Here is a 17738-nt window from a genome sequence, read left to right on the forward strand (position 1 = left end):
CGTAGGACCGCCCTTTGAGACGGCCCGACCGGTATGCCGTATCTGACAGAGTGTCAGTCGATCAAGATTTCAGATAGGTGAGAACGGCCAGTACACGCCGGTGATCCCCGTCACTCGGCGAGAGGCCCAGCTTCATGAAGATGTTGCTGACGTGCTTTTCCACTGCTCCGTCACTCACGACCAGTTGTTTCGCCACCGCGGAATTGGTACGCCCCTCGGCCATCAGCCCGAGCACCTCACGCTCGCGCGGGGTCAGCCCCGCCAGGACGTCCTGCTTCCGGCTGCGGCCGAGCAGCTGGGCGACGACCTCTGGGTCCAGGGCCGTACCGCCCCGCGCCACCCGCACCACCGCGTCCAGGAACTCCCGCACCTCGGCCACCCGGTCCTTGAGCAGATACCCCACCCCGGTGGTCGACCCGGCCAGCAGTTCGGTGGCGTACTGCTCCTCCACGTACTGCGACAACACGAGCACGCCTATCCCGGGATGGTCCCGGCGCAGCCGTACGGCCGCCCGCACGCCCTCGTCGGTGTGGGTCGGCGGCATCCGCACGTCGGCCACCACCACATCCGGCAGCGCGTCCTCGGCCGCCAGGTCCGCGATCGTCTTGAGCAGGGCTTCCGCGTCCCCGACGCCCGCCACGACGTCATGCCCCCGGTCGGTCAGAAGCCGGGTCAGGCCCTCACGCAGCAGCACTGAATCCTCGGCGATGACCACCCGCACCCTGTCTTCCACGTCTTTGCAGCTCCCGCGTCCACTCGATTCCCGCACTACACGACTCAGCCAAGCATCCCAGCCTTAAGTCCTGGTGAAGGCAGAGCCGGGACAACACGTGGGCGTCCGGCGGCAGTTTTCACGAACCGGACGGTCACATGCCGTCCGAAAGGCGCCACACCGACGAAGCGCTGGCCGCGCCAATCCAGCCCTTCCGGCGTTTTGAGGCGCGGGATCCGAGGCCGCGCTGACGAAGCGCTGGCCGCGGCAAATCCAGCCCCTCCGGCGTTCCAAGCGCGGGGTCCGAGGCTGCGCCGACGAAGCGCTGGCCGCGGCAAATCCAGCCCCTCCGGCGTTTGAGGAGCGGGGTGCGGGGCGGAGCCCCGGTCTTTCAGCCCCGCCGGCGTTTGAGGCGCGGGATCCGAGGCTGCGCCGACGAAGCACTGGCCGCGCCAATCCAGCCTCGCCGGCGTTTGAGGCGCGGGGTTCTGGGGCGGCGCCCCAGGAGACGCCGCCGCAGCGGACACGCGAACGGGACCCCCACCCACCCGGACGGGAGTCCCGCTCACCAGCAAAAAGAAGGGGGCCCAGGGGCCCGGGGGCTCAGCCCCGGTCACGCCACGGCAGCTCCGCTGTGACCGTCGTCCCGACACCCGCGGGCGAATCCACCACCAGCACCCCATCCACCGCATCCAGCCGCCCCGTCAACCCCGCCAACCCGCTCCCCCCGCCGGAGGCACCCGCTCCGCCCCGCCCGTCGTCCGCGACCTGGATCAGCAGCCGCTCCCCGGACTTCCACACGTCCACGGAGGCCGACCGGGCCACCGCGTGCTTGCTGATGTTCTGCAGCAGCTCCGAGACCGTGAAGTACGCGATCCCCTCGATCGCCTCCGCCGGGCGGGCCGGGAGGTCCACGGCCACCCGTACCGGCACCGTGCAGCGCGCGGCCACCGACGACAGCGCCGCGTCCAGCCCGCGGTCGGTCAGCACGGCCGGATGGATCCCGCGGGCCAGGTCGCGCAGCTCCTGCAGGGCGATCTTCACCTCGCCGTGCGCCTCGTCCACCATGCGGGCCGCGGCCTGCGGATCCTCGGTGAGCTTCTCCTTCGCCAGCCCCAGGTCCATGGCGAGCGACACCAGCCGGGCCTGCGCCCCGTCGTGCAGATCGCGCTCGATGCGTCGCAGGTCGGCGGCGGCGGTGTCCACCACCACGCCCCGGTCGGACTCCAGCTCGGTGACGCGGCTGTCCAGACGGGAGCGCCCGAGCAGCCCGCCGACCATGACCCGGTCGACGGTGGTCAGGGCCCGGATCACCCAGGGGGTGGCCAGGGTCAGCGCCAGTCCGGCGAGGCAGGCGAGGGCGACCTCCACGGGCGAATCGACGTAGGAGGAGTAGTCGCCGTTCTGGAAGACCATCAGCCCGGGCTGGTCGGTGTAGGTCGGGATGACCCAGAACCAGAGCGGGTACAGCAGCAGGATCCAACCCGACGCCCAGAACGTCAGTGCCAGGCAGAAACCGAACACCGCCCACGGGAAGTGGATCACGGAGTACAGCACGTGCCGCCAGGCGCTCCCGCTCTTGAGCAGCGCACCCATGGCGGCGAGGGGCCCGGACTTCTTGGCCCGGATCGGCGCGGGGCCGCCGATGTCCGCCCCGAGCAGCGCGCGCACCCGGGCCCGCTCCACCGCGCCGAACCCGCGGCACATCGCGAGCACGCCGGCGAGGACCGGCACACCGAGGAAGGTGACGAGCAGCCCGGCGCCGAGGCTCACACCGGTGATGGCGAGCGAGAAGTACAGCGTGCTCAGCGGCAGCCCGATCAGCAGGTACCCGAACTCCCGCCAGGTCCGCCCCTCGACCGGAGCCCGCAGCACCGCGCCGACACCACCGCCCGTGCCCTTGCCGTTGTCCATGATCCCGACCCACCCTTCCGGTCCTCGTTTACACCCCCACCCTGCCGCCCCGCCCCACCCCCGAACCATCCAGCGAGTCGGCCTCTAGACCGGGGGGTTAACCCCACCGCCCGCCACTCACGATTCATCGGCCGCCAATGCCCCAGGGACCTTCGAGACGAGGCCGCGCCAATCCAGCCCCTGCGGCGTTTGAGGAGCGGGGTGCGGGGCGGAGCCCCGGTCTTTCAGCCCCGCCGGCGTTTGAGGCGCGGGATCCGAGGCTGCGCCCACGAAGCACTGGCCGCGCCAATCCAGCCCCGCCGGCGCCTGAGGCGCGGGGTTCTGGGGCGGCGCCCCAGGAAGCGTCGCCGCAGCGGACACGCGAACGGGACCCCCACCCACCCGGACGGGAGTCCCGCTCACCAGCAAAAAGAAGGGGGCCCAGGGGCCCGGGGGCTCAGCCCCGGTCACGCCACGGCAGCTCCGCAGTGACCGTCGTCCCGACACCCGCGGGCGAATCCACCACCAGCACCCCATCCACCGCGCCCAACCGCTCCGCCAGCCCCGCCAACCCGCTCCCCCCGCCGGAGGCACCCGCTCCGCCCCGCCCGTCGTCCGACACCCGTATCAGCAGCCGGGCCCCCGCCCGCCACACCTCCACGCTCGCGCCCCGCGCCCCCGGCCCCGCGTGCTTGCTCACGTTCTGCAGCAGCTCGGACACCACGAAGTACGCGATCCCCTCGATCGCCTCCGCCGGCCGCGCCTCCGGCAGGTCCACCGCGACCTTCACCGGCACCACGCACCGCGACGCCACCGACGACAGCGCCGCGTCCAGCCCCCGGTCCGTCAGCACGGCCGGATGGATCCCGCGGGCCAGGTCCCGCAGTTCCTGGAGCGCCAGCTTCACCTCCCCGTGGGCTTCGTCGACCATCGCCGCCGCGCCCTCCGGGTCCTCGAGCAGCTTCTCCTTCGCCAGGCCCAGCCCCATCGCCAGCGCCACCAGCCGCGCCTGCGCCCCGTCGTGCAGGTCCCGCTCGATGCGCCGCAGGTCGGCCGCGGCGGTGTCGACGACCACGCCGCGGTCGGATTCCAGCTCCGCGATCCGCCGCTCCAGGTCGTCGGAGGGCGACAGCAGCCCCCGTACCATCGCCCGGTCCGCGTTCGCCAGCAGCCGCGCCAGGTACGGCAGCACCGGCCACAGCACGAACAGGCCGGTCAGAGCTACCGTGAAGGTGAGTACGCCCCACGGCAGCCGGATCAGCTGGTACAGCACGGTCCGCCAGCCGACGGGGTCCTTGATGCTCGTCCACAGCCAGGGGAAAAATCCGCCGGACCGCTTCGGACCGGGGATCGGGGTCGGCTCGTCCACCCGTACGCCCAGCAGCGCGCGGGCGCGTGCCCGGTCCAGTCGTCCCATTTGCCGAGACAGATAGAGACCGCATGCGAGCAGGGGAATTCCGATCGCGGTCACGGAAAGACCGCCAGTGACGGAAACCATGACAACCGCGTAAACAAATCCGACGATCGCCAACGGCAGGTTGGTCAGCAGATGGGCGATCTCCTTCCACGTCACGGCGCTGAAGGCGGCGCGTACGGGGGGAGGCCGATCGTTGTCGGGGATGGCATGGCTCGTGGTCATGGGCCACAGCCTGTCAAGAGCGGCCCGCCGATGCCATGGGGTGTCCGGGGTGCTGTGAACGGGGGATAACCCCACCCTGTGTGAGGCAGGCCCTAGACTCCCGTCCGTACCAGATCGTCGACAGTGACCGAGGAGCGAGGAACGGACGTGCCCGAACCAACGGTATCGACCGTAACCGTGCTCGCGGCGGACTACTTCCGGAGTTATTCGGTCGTCGGTCTGCTGGCCGCCCTCGGTGTGCTCTTCGTGGCCGTGGCCTTCGGCGCAGGCCGCCTGCTGAGGCCCGTGGTCCCCACCCACGAGAAGCTGCTGACCTACGAATGCGGCGTGGACCCGGTCGGCGAGGGCTGGGCGCACACCCAGGTCCGCTACTACGTCTACGCCTTCCTCTACGTCATCTTCGCCGTCGACTCGATCTTCCTGTTCCCGTGGGCGACGGTGTTCGCCGCCGCCGGTTACGGCGCCACGACGCTGGTGGAGATGTTCATCTTCCTGGGCTTCCTGGCCGTCGGCCTGCTCTATGCGTACAAGAAGGGCGTCCTCGAATGGACGTGACACCTCAGCCGGAGCTGCTCCCGGAGCCCAAGCGCCTGGGAGTCCTCTCCCGTCTGGCCCCGGAACCCATGAAGGTGGTCCTGAACTGGGGCCGCCGGTACAGCCTGTGGGTCTTCAACTTCGGTCTGGCCTGCTGTGCGATCGAGTTCATCGCCGCGTCCATGGCCCGGCACGACTTCATCCGCCTCGGCGTGATCCCCTTCGCACCGGGGCCGCGCCAGGCCGACCTCATGATCGTCTCGGGCACCGTCACGGACAAGATGGCCCCGGCCGTGAAGCGCCTCTACGAGCAGATGCCGGAGCCGAAGTACGTCATCTCCTTCGGCGCCTGCTCCAACTGCGGCGGCCCGTACTGGGACTCGTACTCGGTGACCAAGGGCGTCGACCAGATCATCCCGGTCGACGTCTACGTGCCGGGCTGCCCGCCGCGCCCGGAGGCGCTCCTCCAGGGCATCCTCAAGCTCCAGGAGAAGATCGCCCGCGAGTCGCTGGCCGACCGCTACGCCGCCGGGCCGTCCGTCTCGCAGCTCACCAGCGGCCTGGTCACGGCCCCGCCGGCCCCCGGGAGCGGTGCGTGAACCTCTACGACTCCCTCCCCGACGCGGCGCCGACGGTCTTCGGAGCCGAGGCCGTCGCCGAGTTCTCGTACGACGTCCTCACGGTGGACGTGCCCGTCGGCAGCTGGATCGCCGCCCTCGAAATCGCCCGGGACAAGCTGGGCTGCACGTACTTCGACTGGCTGAGCGCGGTCGACGAGCCCGGCACCGGCTTCCGGATCTGCGCGCACGTCGCCTCGCTGGAGAACCACCGCGTACGGCGTCTCCTGCTGCGCACGACCGTCCCGCACAGCGCCCCCTCCCTGCCGTCGGCGGTCGCCGTCTACGCGGGAGCGGAATGGCACGAGCGCGAGACGTACGAGATGTTCGGGGTCGTCTTCACCGACCACCCGCACCTCGTCCACCTCCTCCTTCCGGAGAACTTCGAAGGGCACCCGCTGCGCAAGGACTTCGTCCTGGCCGCGCGGGTCGCCAAGGCCTGGCCCGGCGCCAAGGAACCGGGCGAGGCCCACGATCCGGACGCGCCGAAGCGCCGTCAGATGCTCCCGCCGGGCGTCCCGGACCCCAACGACTGGGGCCCGATGAAGGGCCAGCTCCCGCCGGCCCCCGCCCGCCCGGCCCGCACCCCCCGCGCCGCAGGCGCGGCGGGCGCCGCCGCCCGCACCCCGCGCGAGGGTGCCCCGGTCCGCCGCACCCGCTCGGTCGCCGAAGGCTCGGCCACCCAGCCCCCGGCGGCCCCGGACGCCGAAGCCCCGGCCCGCCCGCCGCGCCGCACCCGCTCCGTATCGGAAGGCTCGGTCAGCCAGGCCCCGCCCACCGCGGAGCCGGGCGAGACCCCGTCGGCCGAAGCGACCCCGGCCGCCGAAGCCCCGGCGACCCCGTCGGCCGAAGCCCCGGCCCGCCCGCCGCGCCGCACCCGCAGCGCGAGCGACGGTTCCGCGAGCCAGCCCGCGCCCACCGCGGAGCCGGGGGAGACCCCGGAGGCCGAGGGCTCCGGGGCCCGCCCGCCCCGCCGTACCCGCTCGGCGACGGACGGCTCGGCCGGCCAGACCCCGGACGCGCCGCAGCCCACACCCGCGCCCCGCCGGGTCGCGCCCCGCAGCGCGGACGCCCCCTGGCACGACCCGAAGCCCGCCTTCGACGAGCAACCGTCACCCAAGGCCGACACCACGGAGCCCCCGCCGGAGGCGGACTCCACGAAGCCGGCCACCACGGGCAGGCGGGCGGAGACCCCGCCGCCCGCGCCGGAGGCAGAGGCAGACGCCCCCGACACCCACCCCACCACCGACAACGGAGGCGACGCGTGAACGACGTCCTCGACGTCGCCCTGCGGCTGATCGTCGTCTTCGCCGTCTTCCTCGTGCTCCCGCTCGTCGTCGGGCAGACCGAGCACAAGGTGATGGCCCACATGCAGGGCCGCCTCGGCCCCATGTACGCCGGCGGCTTCCACGGCTGGGCCCAGCTCGTCGCCGACGGCGTGAAGTTCGCGCAGAAGGAAGACATCGTCCCGGCCAACGCCGACCGGCGGATCTTCCAGCTGGCCCCCGCCGTCGCCCTGCTGCCGTACCTCCTCGTCCTCCTCGCCATCCCCATCGGGCCGGGCGAGGGCGCGGTCGGCCAGGCCATCGACGCGGGCCTGTTCTTCGTGCTCGCCGTCATGGGCGTCGGAGTCCTCGGCTCCCTCATGGCCGGCTGGGCCTCCGCGAACAAGTTCTCCCTGCTCGGCGGCCTGCGCACCGCCGCCCAGCTGCTCGCCTACGAGCTCCCCATGCTGCTCGCCGCCGCCTCCGTCGCGATGGCCGCCGGGACGGTCTCCCTCCCCGGGATCGTCGAGAGCTTCGAGTGGTGGTGGCTGCCCTGGCAGATCGTCGGCGCGCTCGTCTTCTTCACCGCCGGCCTCGCCGAACTGCAGCGGCCCCCCTTCGACATGCCCGTCGCCGACTCCGAGATCATCTTCGGCGCCTACACCGAGTACACCGGCCTGCGCTTCGCGCTGTTCCTCCTCGCCGAGTACGCCGGCATCGTCGTCCTCTGCGCCCTCACCACCGTCCTCTTCCTCGGCGGCTGGCAGGGCCCCTTCGGCGCCGACGGCCTCGGCTGGGTCTGGACCCTGCTCAAGACCGGGATCCTCGCCTTCGTCGTGATCTGGCTCCGCGTGAGCTACCCGCGCCTGCGCGAGGACCAGCTCCAGAAGCTCGCCTGGACCACGCTCATCCCGCTCGCGCTCGCCCAGATCGCGCTCACCGGCATCGTGAAGGTGGCGATGAACTGATGCCCATCCCCGGATCCGGCCTCGCCAAGGGCCTGGCCGTCACGCTGCGCACGATGACGAAGCGCTCGCACACGGCCCAGTACCCCGAGGTCCAGCCCGCACTCCCGCCCCGCTCCCGCGGGGTCATCGGCCTGTTCGAGGAGAACTGCACGGTCTGCATGCTCTGCGCCCGTGAGTGCCCCGACTGGTGCATCTACATCGACTCCCACAAGGAGACGGTCCCCGCGTCCACCCCCGGTGGCCGCGAGCGCAGCCGCAACGTCCTCGACCGCTTCGCCATCGACTTCTCCCTCTGCATGTACTGCGGAATCTGCATCGAGGTGTGCCCCTTCGACGCCCTCTTCTGGTCGCCGGAGTTCGAGTACGCGGAGACCGACATCCACGAGCTGACCCACGAGCGCGACAAGCTCCGCGAGTGGATGTGGACCGTCCCGGCCCCGCCCGCGCTGGACCCGGCCGCCGAGGAGCCCAAGGAGATCGCCGCCGCCCGCAAGGCAGTGGAGAAGGCCGAAGCGGCAGCAGCGGCCGCCGCCGCTGCAGCCGAAGCAGCCGCCGCCACCGCGACCGACGGCGGAGCCGAACCCCCGACCACCCCGACCCCGGAGGGAGACGCGTGAGCCCCGCCGCCACCCTGGCCGCAGCCCAAGCCGCCGCCACCGGGCCCGGTTTCCTCTCCCCGACCGGCGTCGAGATCGCGTTCGTGCTCGTCGGACTCGCCACCCTCGGCGCGGCCCTCGTCACGGTCACCACCCGGCAACTGGTGCACGCCGCCCTCTGGCTGGTCGTCGCACTCGGCGGCATCGCCGTCGAGTACCTGCTGCTGACCGCCGAGTTCATCGCCTGGGTGCAGGTCCTCATCTACCTCGGATCCGTGGTCGTCCTCCTCCTCTTCGGGCTGATGCTCACCAAGGCGCCCATCGGCCGTTCCCCGGACGCGGACTCCGGCAACCGCTGGGTCGCCCTCGGCGTCGCAGCGGTCGCAGCCGTGGCCCTGGTCTGGGTCGTCGTCGACGCCTTCCGCACGACCTGGATCGACCTCGACGGACCGGTCCAGGGCTCCACGAAGGTCTCCGGCGAGATCCTCTTCCAGCACTGGGTGCTGCCCTTCGAGGCGCTCTCCGTCCTCCTCCTCGCGGCACTGATCGGCGCCATCGTGCTGTCCCGCAGGAACAGTCCCGCCGAAGACGGCGTCACCAGTGACAAGGGGCAGCGCTGATGCACCTCGCCTACCCCGCGGTCCTCGCGGCGCTCCTCTTCTGCACGGGCCTGTACGGCGTACTCGCCCGCCGCAACGCCATCCTGGTTCTGATGTCCGTCGAGCTGATGCTCAACGCCGTCAACCTCAACCTGGTGGCCTTCGACGTCTGGCTGCGCGACGCCCTGCACGCCGGCCAGGCCCTCACCCTCTTCACGATTGCCATCGCCGCCGCCGAGATCGGCATCGGCCTCGCGATCGTGCTGATGGTCTACCGCAACCGCGGCACCTCCGACGTCGACCGGCTGCGCGACACCGCCGAAGGCCACGAGCCCGCCCAGACCACCCCGAACCACCAGAGCGAGGTCACCGCGTGAGCACCACGACCCTCGCCGTCCTCGTCCCGCTGCTCCCCTTCCTGGGCGCGGTGGCGGGACTGCTCTTCGGCCGTACCGCCCCCGGGTTCGTCCGGCCGCTCGCGATCCTGCCGACGCTCGGCGCCGCCGTACTGGCCGTGATCGTCGCCGTCCGCCAGGGCGGCGGCCCGGCGATCAGCACGGCGACCCTGCTGACCCCGACCGGCTCGGTGCCGATCGACCTCTCGCTGTACCTGGACGGCTTCGCCGTGCTGGTCGCCGTCCTGGTCGGGCTCGTCGCCACCTGCGTACAGCTCTACTCGACGGCGTACCTCCGTGAAGACCCGCGCTACCCGTCGTATGCCGCTCTCGTCTCACTGTTCACCTCCGCCATGCTGCTCGTCGTCTACTCCGGCGACCTGATGGTGCTGCTGGTCGGCTGGGAGGTCATGGGCATCTGCTCGTACTTCCTGGTCGGCCACTACTGGGAGACCGAGGCGGCCCGCTCCGCCTCCCTGAAGGCCTTCCTCGTCACCAAGCTCGGTGACGTCCCCTTCCTGATCGGCCTGTTCGCACTCGCCGCCGACGCCGGCTCCTTCCAGATCACGAAGATCCTGGGCACCGTCGCCGCCGGCGGACTCGACCACCCGACGCTGATCGCGCTGCTCCTGCTCGCCGGAGTCGCGGGCAAGTCCGCGCAGTTCCCGCTGCACACCTGGCTCCCCGACGCCATGGCGGGCCCCACCCCGGTCTCCGCGCTGATCCACGCCGCGACGATGGTCGCCGCCGGTGTCTACTTCATCGCCCGCCTCCTCCCCGTCTTCGCGGCGTCCTCCGCCGCGCTGGTGGTCATGGCCGTCATGGCGGCCGTCACGATGGTCGGCTCCGCCCTCGCCGCCCTCGCCCAGGACGACATCAAGCGGGTGCTCGCCTACTCCACGATCGGTCAGCTCGGCTACATGACCGGCGCCCTGGCCGTCGGCGACCGCGGCGCCGCGATCTTCCACCTCCTGTCGCACGGCGTCTTCAAGGCCCTCCTCTTCCTCGGTGCGGGCGTGATCATCCACGCTGCCGGTACGAACTCCCTGGCCGCCATGTCCCGGATGGACGGCCTGACCAAGCGCATCCCCGACGCCTTCTGGACGATGACGATCGCGCTGCTCGCGCTCGCCGCGATCCCGCCCTTCGCCGGCTTCTTCTCCAAGGAAGCCGTCCTCGTCGCCGCCGAGCAGACCGCCACCGGCCACTCGGACTTCGCCCCCAGCAGCGCCGGCTGGCTGGTGCTGGTCGCCGGCGTGCTGACCGCCCTGCTCACCGCCGCCTACGCCACCCGGCTGTGGCTGATGGCCTTCCGCGGCCGGGGCGCAGCCGCCCCCGACCACGGCAAGGAGCCCGTCGCCATGACCGGCGTGCTGTGGCTGCTCGCGGTCCCGTCGATCGGCTTCGGCCTCGCGGCGGGCCCGATCGCCGACTGGTTCGACGGCGAGGAGCTCACCCCGACCCTGGTCACCTCGGTCCTCGGCACGGGCGCCGCGGTCATCGGCGTGATGCTCACCTACGCCCTCTGGCAGCGTGCCGCGGCCCGGCCGGCCACGGCCCCCGCCACGGCCGGCGCCGCGTCCGCGGCCACCGCCGCCGCCGAGTCCGCGGCCGAGGCCCCCGAGGTCGCCGAGGTGACCCACGACCACCCCGCCGTCCCGGCCGGGCCCGCCCCCGACCCCGGTCGCGCGCTCCTGGGCCCGCTGCACCGCCACGCCGCCGACGGCTTCCACCTCGACGCCGTCTACGACCGGCTCTTCGTCCGCCCGGTCCGGGCGGCGGCAAGCCTCGTCCGCTTCCTCGACCGCGAGGTCGTGGACACGTACGTCCGCGGCGCGGGCGCCGGCCCCCGGCTGCTCGGCAGCCTCGTACGCCGTGCCCAGACCGGCAACGTGCAGAGCTACCTGAGCGCCCTGCTCGCCGGCGCCGTGGTCCTGGCGATCGCCACCGCCGTCCTCGCCAACGTCAACGCCGGATCGTGAGCCGTGAGTCAGCCGTGATTGATATCAGCCCGTCCGTGATGCAGTTCCTTCTGGCGTTCATCGTGGCCGCACCGCTCCTCGGCGCCGCCGCGGCCCTCCTGCCGGCCCCGCCCGGCCTCAAGGGCCGCAGCCCCGAGCAGGCCGTGCTCCGCCACGGCGTGACCGTGACCGGCGTGATCCTCGCCGCGGCCATCGCCCTCACCCTGGGCTTCGACCACGACGCCCCGTCCCGCTTCCAGGCGACGACGGACATCAGCTGGATCCCGGCGCTCGACGTCCGGATCCACGTCGGTGTCGACGGCATTTCGCTCCCCCTCCTCCTGATGACCGCGCTGCTGTTCTTCCTCTGCGCGCTCTACAGCTACTTCAAGCTCCCCGCAGGCCCTTCCCCGAAGGCCTTCGTCGCCCTGCTCCTCGTCCTGGAGTCCGGCACCCTCGCGACCTTCGCCGTCCTCGACCTGCTGCTCTTCTTCCTCGCCTTCGAGATGGTCCTCATCCCGATGTACTTCCTCATCGCCCGCTGGGGCGGTGCTCAGCGGCAGGCAGCCGCCTGGAAGTTCATCCTCTACACGCTGCTCGGATCCGTCGTCATGCTGCTCGGTCTGCTGCTGATCGGACTGAAGAGCGGCACATTCGACATGGTGGCACTCGCCACTGACAACGGCCGCGAACTGACCTACACCACCCAGCTGGTGGCCGTTCTCGCCATCGGCATCGGCCTCGCCGTGAAGACCCCGATGTGGCCGCTGCACAGCTGGCTGCCGGACGCGCACACGGCCGCGCCCACCGTCGGATCCGTCCTGCTGGCCGGCGTCCTGCTCAAGATGGGCACGTACGGGTTCGTCCGCATCCTGCTCCCCATCACCCCCGACGGCATGGCCACCTTCGCCCCCTACCTGGGCGCCTTCGCCGCCGTCGGCATCGTCTACGGATCGCTCGCCTGCCTCGCGCTGGCCCGCAAGGGGAACAAGGGCGACCTCAAGCGCCTCATCGCGTACTCCTCCGTCGGCCACATGGGCTTCGTCCTCCTCGGCATCGCGTCCATGACCCCCACGGGAGTCAACGGCGCGCTCTTCGCCAACATCGCCCACGGCCTGATCACCGGCCTCCTCTTCTTCCTGGTCGGCGCCCTCAAGGACCGCTACGGCACCGCCGACCTCGACACCCTCGCCGGGGCCACCGGCGCCGCCCTCTACGGCCGCGCCCCCCGCATGGGCGCCTTCCTCGCCTTCGCCGCCGTCGCCTCCCTCGGCCTGCCGGGCCTGGCCGGGTTCTGGGGAGAGATGCTGGCCCTCTTCGGCGCCTTCGACCCCGCCGAGGGCCTGTCCCGCCCCGCCTTCCTCACGTTCATGGTCATCGGAGCGTTCGGCACCCTGCTCACCGCCGCCTACCTGCTGGTCGTCGTGCGGCGCGTCTGCATGGGAGATCCCAGGGACGGCCGCGAGCTCGCCGTCGCGGACATCCAGCACTACGAGTTCGCCGCCTGGACCCCGCTCGTCGCCCTCACCGTCCTCGCCGGCCTGTGGCCCGCGGTCCTCCTCGGCCTCACCGACCCGGCCGTCCAGAAGCTCCTCGCAGGAGGCAACTCATGACGGCCCTGACGGTCCTCTCCGCCGAGACCCCCAGCCTGGTCCAGTCCGTCGACTGGCTCGCCATCGCGCCCGTGGTGATCACCGCCGCGGTCGGCCTGTTCGTCCTCGTCGCCGACCTCTTCGTGTCCGAGCGCCACAAGCCGCTCCTCGGCTGGATCTCTGTCGCCGGCCTGGCCGCCGCGACGGCCACCCTGCTGCCGCTGCGCCCCGGCGACCGCACCACCTTCTGCCTCACCAGCGACCCCGCGGCCTGCAGCTACGCCGCCGACCACTTCGCGCTCGTCATCCAGTTCCTGGTGCTGGCCGGAGCCCTGGTCACCGCCCTGCTGTCGGTCACCGCCGTCCGCGACGCGCGCATGCCCGCCGGCGAGTACTGGTTCCTGCTGCTCTCCTCCGCCGCCGGCGCGGCCCTGCTGCCCGCATCCCGCGACCTCGCCACCCTGATCGTCGCCCTCGAAGTCGCCTCGCTGCCCGCGTTCGCCCTCGTCGGCATGCGCCGCGGCGACCGGCTCTCCTCAGAGGCCGCCCTCAAGTTCTTCCTGTCCTCCGTCACCGCCACCGCCGTGTCGCTGATGGGCGTCAGCTTCGTCTACGCCGCCACCGGCTCCCTGCACCTCACCCAGATCGCCGACCGCCTCGAAGACGTCCCCGGACAGCTCGACACCCTCGCCATGGCCGGCGTCGCGCTCACCCTCGTCGGCTTCGCCTTCAAGACCGCGGCCGTCCCCTTCCACTTCTGGGTCCCCGACACCTACGTCGGCGCCCCGCTGCCCATCGCCGGCTATCTCTCCGTGATCGGCAAGGCCGTCGGCTTCACCGGCCTCATCCTCGTCACGGTGATCGCCTTCCCGGCGTACTCCGACATCTGGGGACCGGCCCTCGCCGTCCTCGCCGCGCTCACCATGACGGTGGGCAACGTCGGCGCACTGCGCCAGTCCGCCGACCGCCCGAACAGTGCCGTACGGCTGCTCGCCTGGTCCTCGGTCGGCCAGGCCGGCTACCTGCTGGTCCCGATCGCCGCAGCCGCGTACTCCGGCCGCGACCAGATCGGCTCCACCGTCGCCTACGCCCTCATGTACGCCGCCGTGAACCTCGGTGCCTTCGCCGTGGCCGCCCTCGTCGCCCGTACGAAGCCGCTCCACCGGATCAGCGACTACCGCGGCCTGTACGCCGAGCGTCCGCTGGCCGCCCTCTCGCTGGCCTTCTTCCTGCTCTGCCTGGCGGGCCTGCCGCCGGGCATCATCGGGCTCTTCGCCAAGGTCACCGTCTTCCGGTCCGCGGTCGACGCGGGCCTGGGCTGGCTCGCCGTGGTCATGGCGATCAACGTCGTGATCGCCCTGTACTACTACCTGCGGTGGACCGCGCTCCTCTTCCGCGGGCCGGAGGCCGTCGAGGGCTCCGAGAGGACCGTGGGCGCGCAGACCCGTACGAGGGCCCCCTGGCCGGTGACGGCGGCCATCGTCGTCACCGCGATCACCGCGGTCGTCCTCTCGGGCGCCCCGCAGCTGATCCTCCGCGTCGCGTCGGGCAGCCTCTTCGCGCAGTAGCCCGCAGGAAGCGACCCCCGCCCTCACCCGTACGGAGCAACGTCCGCCGCGGCCCAGCCGCCCCCCGCGAAGGGGCGGCGGCGGGCGGCCGCCGCCGTGCGCCCTGGGAACCAGACGCCCTCACCTCGCGTTGACCAGGAAGGGAGGGTCCACTGGACCGTAGACCCTCAGACCCATGACGGGGCTCCCCCTGCCGCACCATTTGGAGGGCGTACCGTGCACCGCCGGCACAACGGGCTCAAGACCGCCGTACTCCTGGGCGGGCTGTCCGCACTCATCATCCTCATCGGAAGCTTCTTCGGGCGGGGCGGCCTGATCGTCGCCGTGGTCATCGCCCTCGGGACGAACGCCTACGCGTACTGGAACAGCGACAAGCTGGCTCTACGCGCGATGCGCGCCCGCCCCGTCAGCGAGTTCGAGGCCCCCCAGCTCTACCGCATGGTGCGCGAGCTCTCCACGTCCGCGCGCCAGCCCATGCCACGCCTCTACATCTCGCCCACCGAGGCCCCCAACGCCTTCGCCACCGGCCGCAACCCGCGCAACGCCGCGGTCTGCTGCACCGAGGGCATCCTGCGCATCCTGGACGAACGCGAGCTGCGCGGGGTCATCGGCCACGAGCTCAGCCACGTCTACAACCGCGACATCCTGATCTCGTCGGTCGCCGGCGCCCTGGCCTCGGTGATCATGTTCCTGGTGAACTTCGCCTGGCTGATTCCGGTCGGCCGGTCGAACGACGACGAGGGCCCCGGCCTCTTCGGCATGCTGCTGATCATGATCCTGGGCCCGCTGGCCGCCTCCGTGATCCAGCTGGCCATCAGCCGCTCGCGCGAGTACGAGGCCGACGCGTCCGGGGCCCAGCTCACCGGAGACCCGCTCGCCCTGGCCAGCGCCCTGCGCAAACTCGACGCGGGCACCAAGCAGCTCCCGCTGCCCGCGGAGCCCCGGCTGGAGACGGCGAGCCACATGATGATCGCCAACCCGTTCCGTCCCGGAGAAGGTCTTTCTAAGATGTTCTCCACACACCCTCCGATGGCCGAGCGCATCGCCCGGCTCGAACAGATGGCAGGCCGCCCCCAATGAAGACAATCCTGAACGTCATCTGGCTCATCCTGAGCGGCGTCTGGCTGTTCCTGGGGTACCTCCTCGCGGGCGTGCTGCTCTGCATCACCATCATCGGCATCCCCTTCGGCATCGCCGCCTTCCGCATCGCGGTCTACGCCCTCTGGCCCTTCGGCTACACCACGGTCGAGCGCCACGACGCGGGCGCCGGCTCCTGCATCGGCAACGTCCTGTGGCTGATCCTGGCGGGCTGGTGGCTGGCCCTGAGCCACATCGTCACGGGCATCGCCCTCTGCATCACGCTCATCGGCATCCCGTTCGGCATCGCCAACTTCAAGATGGTCCCGCTCGCCCTGCTCCCCCTTGGCCGCGAAATCGTGCCGACGGACGCCCCGTTCGCCTCCCGCTGATCGCCGCGCCTGGGGCGGACCTTCAAGGTCCGCCCCAGGCACACGAGATGGGTCAGGCCTTCAGGAAGCGCTTCGATGCGGCGAGCGCTTCGCTTGTGCTCATTTGCGGAGGTCCTCGCCATCACGTACGAAATAGTCGCCACCGAACTCGGACAGTTCCCGCTGGGCCGGAATCCTCACAACGACGTATGACCGCCCGCTGAACGAGACTGTGTCGATGCTTGCGAGAATGTCGCCCTTGAGTTCGGTGCCGAGCGGGGCGTCCTGGAACCCCTGCACGATCTTCCTCAAGTACGTGGCCATGTCGATGCCCAGCGCTACGCACTCGCGGTCGACCCCCACCAGGTGCTTACTGCCGACGGTGACAGGGATGATCGAGTCGAGCTGCGTGATGTGATGGGCATGCTCGGCGCGGTCTGCGACTCCGAGGATGATGTAGCCATCACCGTCAGGCCCGGTGTTGGCGATCGCGGAAGCGATCTTGGGGAGTTTATCCAAGAGATTCTGGTTGATCTCTCGCTTGGCGGACAGGGAGACGATGCCCTGCTTGAACTCATATCGTGCGCTCTCGATAGGAGAGCGTCGGATGAGATTGGGAAATTCGATCTCCATCGCCGGCCCGTGAGTCAGGGGCCCCCGCGGGGAGTCGGTGAAGTGCTTGTCCACTAGGCCACGTACGATGTCGATGTTGGCTTGACGCTGGGCCTCTGTGGTGGTGTTGCGACTCGGAGTGAGTTTGGCCGTCACTCCCCGGATGGCTTCGAATGCGCCTTCCCGGTCTGCAAGCTGCTGACCTCGGCGGACCATTAGGTCGTAGAAGGCCATGAAGACCGCGTAGAACGGTGTCTTGGCCGATGTGAACCCGCTGGTGCTGACATGTGAGCGGAAGGCGCCGATCACGCCGGGCCGCATGTACTCCACGATGGACTTCATCGCCCCGAGGACGAGTTTCACGTCGTCCCCGAGCTTGGTCGTGCCATACGCATGCAAATCGACAGCCAGTGATGCGCTTTCGACGGTCTCGAGATCGAAATACTTGTCCAGGACGTCGGAACTCACACTGAATGTATTTCCCCGCACCACAGAAATGCAGATGTCGGCCAGGAGTTGCTCGTCCTCGCTCTGTTGGAGCTGGCGAGGATTGAGGATGCCGAGGCTGCACCAGAACGTCTCTTCTGCGGAGATGCCGTAGCCGAGTCGTTCTCGGGATGAGTCGATGGAGACTACGGGCATCTTCGTGAGCGGGAGGATGTCGGGGGAACCGTCGTACCGGAACTCCGAGGCGAGGCGGCGGAGCATGGATACGAAATCACTGAGCACTCCCGCCTGACGCTTTTCCTGTGCGCTTAGTTGACGGCCGCCGGAATTGATGCGCCGGAACACCTCGGTGATCTTGGCTTCCTCGCCGGAGTCGAAGATCGTGACAGCCAGCTGGTAGTCAAGGAGATCGGCGCAGAAGGATGCGGCGAGCAGGGTGGGATCTCCAGGCTCGGGCGTGAATGCTTTCGATTCTGCAAGCTGTCGGGCCCGGGAAAATTCGTTGAGATCGAAGTACTGTTGCTGATCTCCTGCTCCGGGGATACCGTATCGCTGCTCGATGAAACCGAAGATGGCGTCCAGGCGCTGCATTCCATCAATGATTTCATAGTGCTGATCAGGTGCTTCGGCGAGCAGGAAGAGAGGAATAGGGAATCCACGCAGGATGCTGTCGATTAGATGCATCTTTTCGTTGACGCCCCAAACCAGCTTCCGCTGGTAGTTCCTGTTCACGACGAGCTTCTCGCTTCGGTACAGGTTGTAGGCTTCTTGGATCGACATGCCGCGAGGTGTGATGGACATCCTTACCCCCTGTGTTCGCAATCCTAGTTGATGATGCTAGATGAGCCGGTGTGAAGACGTTGGGGTTTTACGGATCATCGATCGAATACGT

The 17738-nt window shown here is 70.3% G+C and carries 16 protein-coding genes; 12 read left to right on the forward strand and 4 right to left on the reverse strand.

Annotation, left to right across the window (positions count from 1 at the left end):
• Positions 1-61 precede the first annotated feature (61 nt).
• The 3 genes from OG472_RS26325 to OG472_RS26335 all read right to left on the reverse strand — a co-directional run bounded on the left by OG472_RS26325 (position 62) and on the right by OG472_RS26335 (position 4244).
• Positions 62-721, reverse strand: a complete 660-nt coding sequence (locus OG472_RS26325) for a LuxR C-terminal-related transcriptional regulator (RefSeq protein ID WP_401607889.1) — start codon at positions 719-721, stop codon at positions 62-64.
• 594 nt (positions 722-1315) lie between these two features.
• A complete protein-coding gene (locus OG472_RS26330; protein ID WP_405942119.1) occupies positions 1316-2626 on the reverse strand; it encodes a sensor histidine kinase in 1311 nt (436 codons plus the stop codon).
• Between the two features lie 436 nt (positions 2627-3062).
• Positions 3063-4244 (reverse strand): sensor histidine kinase, encoded by a 1182-nt coding sequence (locus OG472_RS26335; RefSeq protein WP_401607476.1) that lies wholly within the window; start codon positions 4242-4244, stop codon positions 3063-3065.
• Between the two features lie 147 nt (positions 4245-4391).
• Here OG472_RS26335 and OG472_RS26340 point away from each other — a divergent pair, with 147 nt between their 5' ends.
• The 12 genes from OG472_RS26340 to OG472_RS26395 all read left to right on the forward strand — a co-directional run bounded on the left by OG472_RS26340 (position 4392) and on the right by OG472_RS26395 (position 15808).
• A complete protein-coding gene (locus OG472_RS26340) occupies positions 4392-4799 on the forward strand; it encodes an NADH-quinone oxidoreductase subunit A (RefSeq protein WP_030710243.1) in 408 nt (135 codons plus the stop codon).
• Complete coding sequence (locus OG472_RS26345) at positions 4790-5377, forward strand: NADH-quinone oxidoreductase subunit B family protein (RefSeq protein ID WP_361753679.1); 588 nt, start codon at positions 4790-4792, stop codon at positions 5375-5377. The genes OG472_RS26340 and OG472_RS26345 overlap by 10 nt, the downstream gene beginning before the upstream one ends.
• On the forward strand, positions 5374-6663 hold the full coding sequence (locus OG472_RS26350; RefSeq protein ID WP_405942120.1) for an NADH-quinone oxidoreductase subunit C: 1290 nt from the start codon (positions 5374-5376) through the stop codon (positions 6661-6663). The genes OG472_RS26345 and OG472_RS26350 overlap by 4 nt, the downstream gene beginning before the upstream one ends.
• The gene (locus OG472_RS26355; protein ID WP_401607470.1) at positions 6660-7628 is read left to right on the forward strand and encodes an NADH-quinone oxidoreductase subunit H; all 969 of its coding nucleotides are present in this window, start codon (positions 6660-6662) and stop codon (positions 7626-7628) included. Before OG472_RS26350 ends, OG472_RS26355 begins: the two co-directional genes overlap by 4 nt.
• Positions 7625-8245 (forward strand): NuoI/complex I 23 kDa subunit family protein, encoded by a 621-nt coding sequence (locus tag OG472_RS26360; RefSeq protein ID WP_401607887.1) that lies wholly within the window; start codon positions 7625-7627, stop codon positions 8243-8245. The genes OG472_RS26355 and OG472_RS26360 overlap by 4 nt, the downstream gene beginning before the upstream one ends.
• Positions 8242-8844 carry an NADH-quinone oxidoreductase subunit J gene (locus OG472_RS26365; protein WP_383573903.1) on the forward strand — a complete coding sequence of 201 codons (603 nt, stop codon included), beginning with the start codon at positions 8242-8244 and terminating at the stop codon, positions 8842-8844. The genes OG472_RS26360 and OG472_RS26365 overlap by 4 nt, the downstream gene beginning before the upstream one ends.
• Entirely contained in the window at positions 8844-9200 is a 357-nt protein-coding gene (gene nuoK, locus OG472_RS26370; RefSeq protein WP_401607468.1) for an NADH-quinone oxidoreductase subunit NuoK, read from the forward strand. The genes OG472_RS26365 and nuoK overlap by 1 nt, the downstream gene beginning before the upstream one ends.
• Positions 9201-9250: 50 nt before the next feature.
• A complete protein-coding gene (locus OG472_RS26375; RefSeq protein WP_405834930.1) occupies positions 9251-11200 on the forward strand; it encodes an NADH-quinone oxidoreductase subunit L in 1950 nt (649 codons plus the stop codon).
• Between the two features lie 38 nt (positions 11201-11238).
• Positions 11239-12792 carry a NuoM family protein gene (locus OG472_RS26380; protein WP_405943210.1) on the forward strand — a complete coding sequence of 518 codons (1554 nt, stop codon included), beginning with the start codon at positions 11239-11241 and terminating at the stop codon, positions 12790-12792.
• Positions 12789-14339 (forward strand): NADH-quinone oxidoreductase subunit N, encoded by a 1551-nt coding sequence (locus OG472_RS26385; protein ID WP_405942121.1) that lies wholly within the window; start codon positions 12789-12791, stop codon positions 14337-14339. The genes OG472_RS26380 and OG472_RS26385 overlap by 4 nt, the downstream gene beginning before the upstream one ends.
• A 216-nt stretch (positions 14340-14555) precedes the next feature.
• Positions 14556-15419: a zinc metalloprotease HtpX gene (htpX, locus tag OG472_RS26390; RefSeq protein WP_327415774.1), complete on the forward strand. Its 864-nt coding sequence runs from the start codon at positions 14556-14558 to the stop codon at positions 15417-15419.
• Complete coding sequence (locus OG472_RS26395; RefSeq protein WP_383573893.1) at positions 15416-15808, forward strand: YccF domain-containing protein; 393 nt, start codon at positions 15416-15418, stop codon at positions 15806-15808. The genes htpX and OG472_RS26395 overlap by 4 nt, the downstream gene beginning before the upstream one ends.
• Positions 15809-15907: 99 nt before the next feature.
• Here the strand turns inward: OG472_RS26395 and OG472_RS26400 are convergent, their stop codons facing one another.
• Positions 15908-17647: a DUF262 domain-containing protein gene (locus tag OG472_RS26400; RefSeq protein ID WP_405942122.1), complete on the reverse strand. Its 1740-nt coding sequence runs from the start codon at positions 17645-17647 to the stop codon at positions 15908-15910.
• Positions 17648-17738: the final 91 nt, after the last annotated feature.

Source organism: Streptomyces sp. NBC_00207 (assembly GCF_045160965.1).
In the GTDB taxonomy this organism is placed as follows: domain Bacteria; phylum Actinomycetota; class Actinomycetes; order Streptomycetales; family Streptomycetaceae; genus Streptomyces.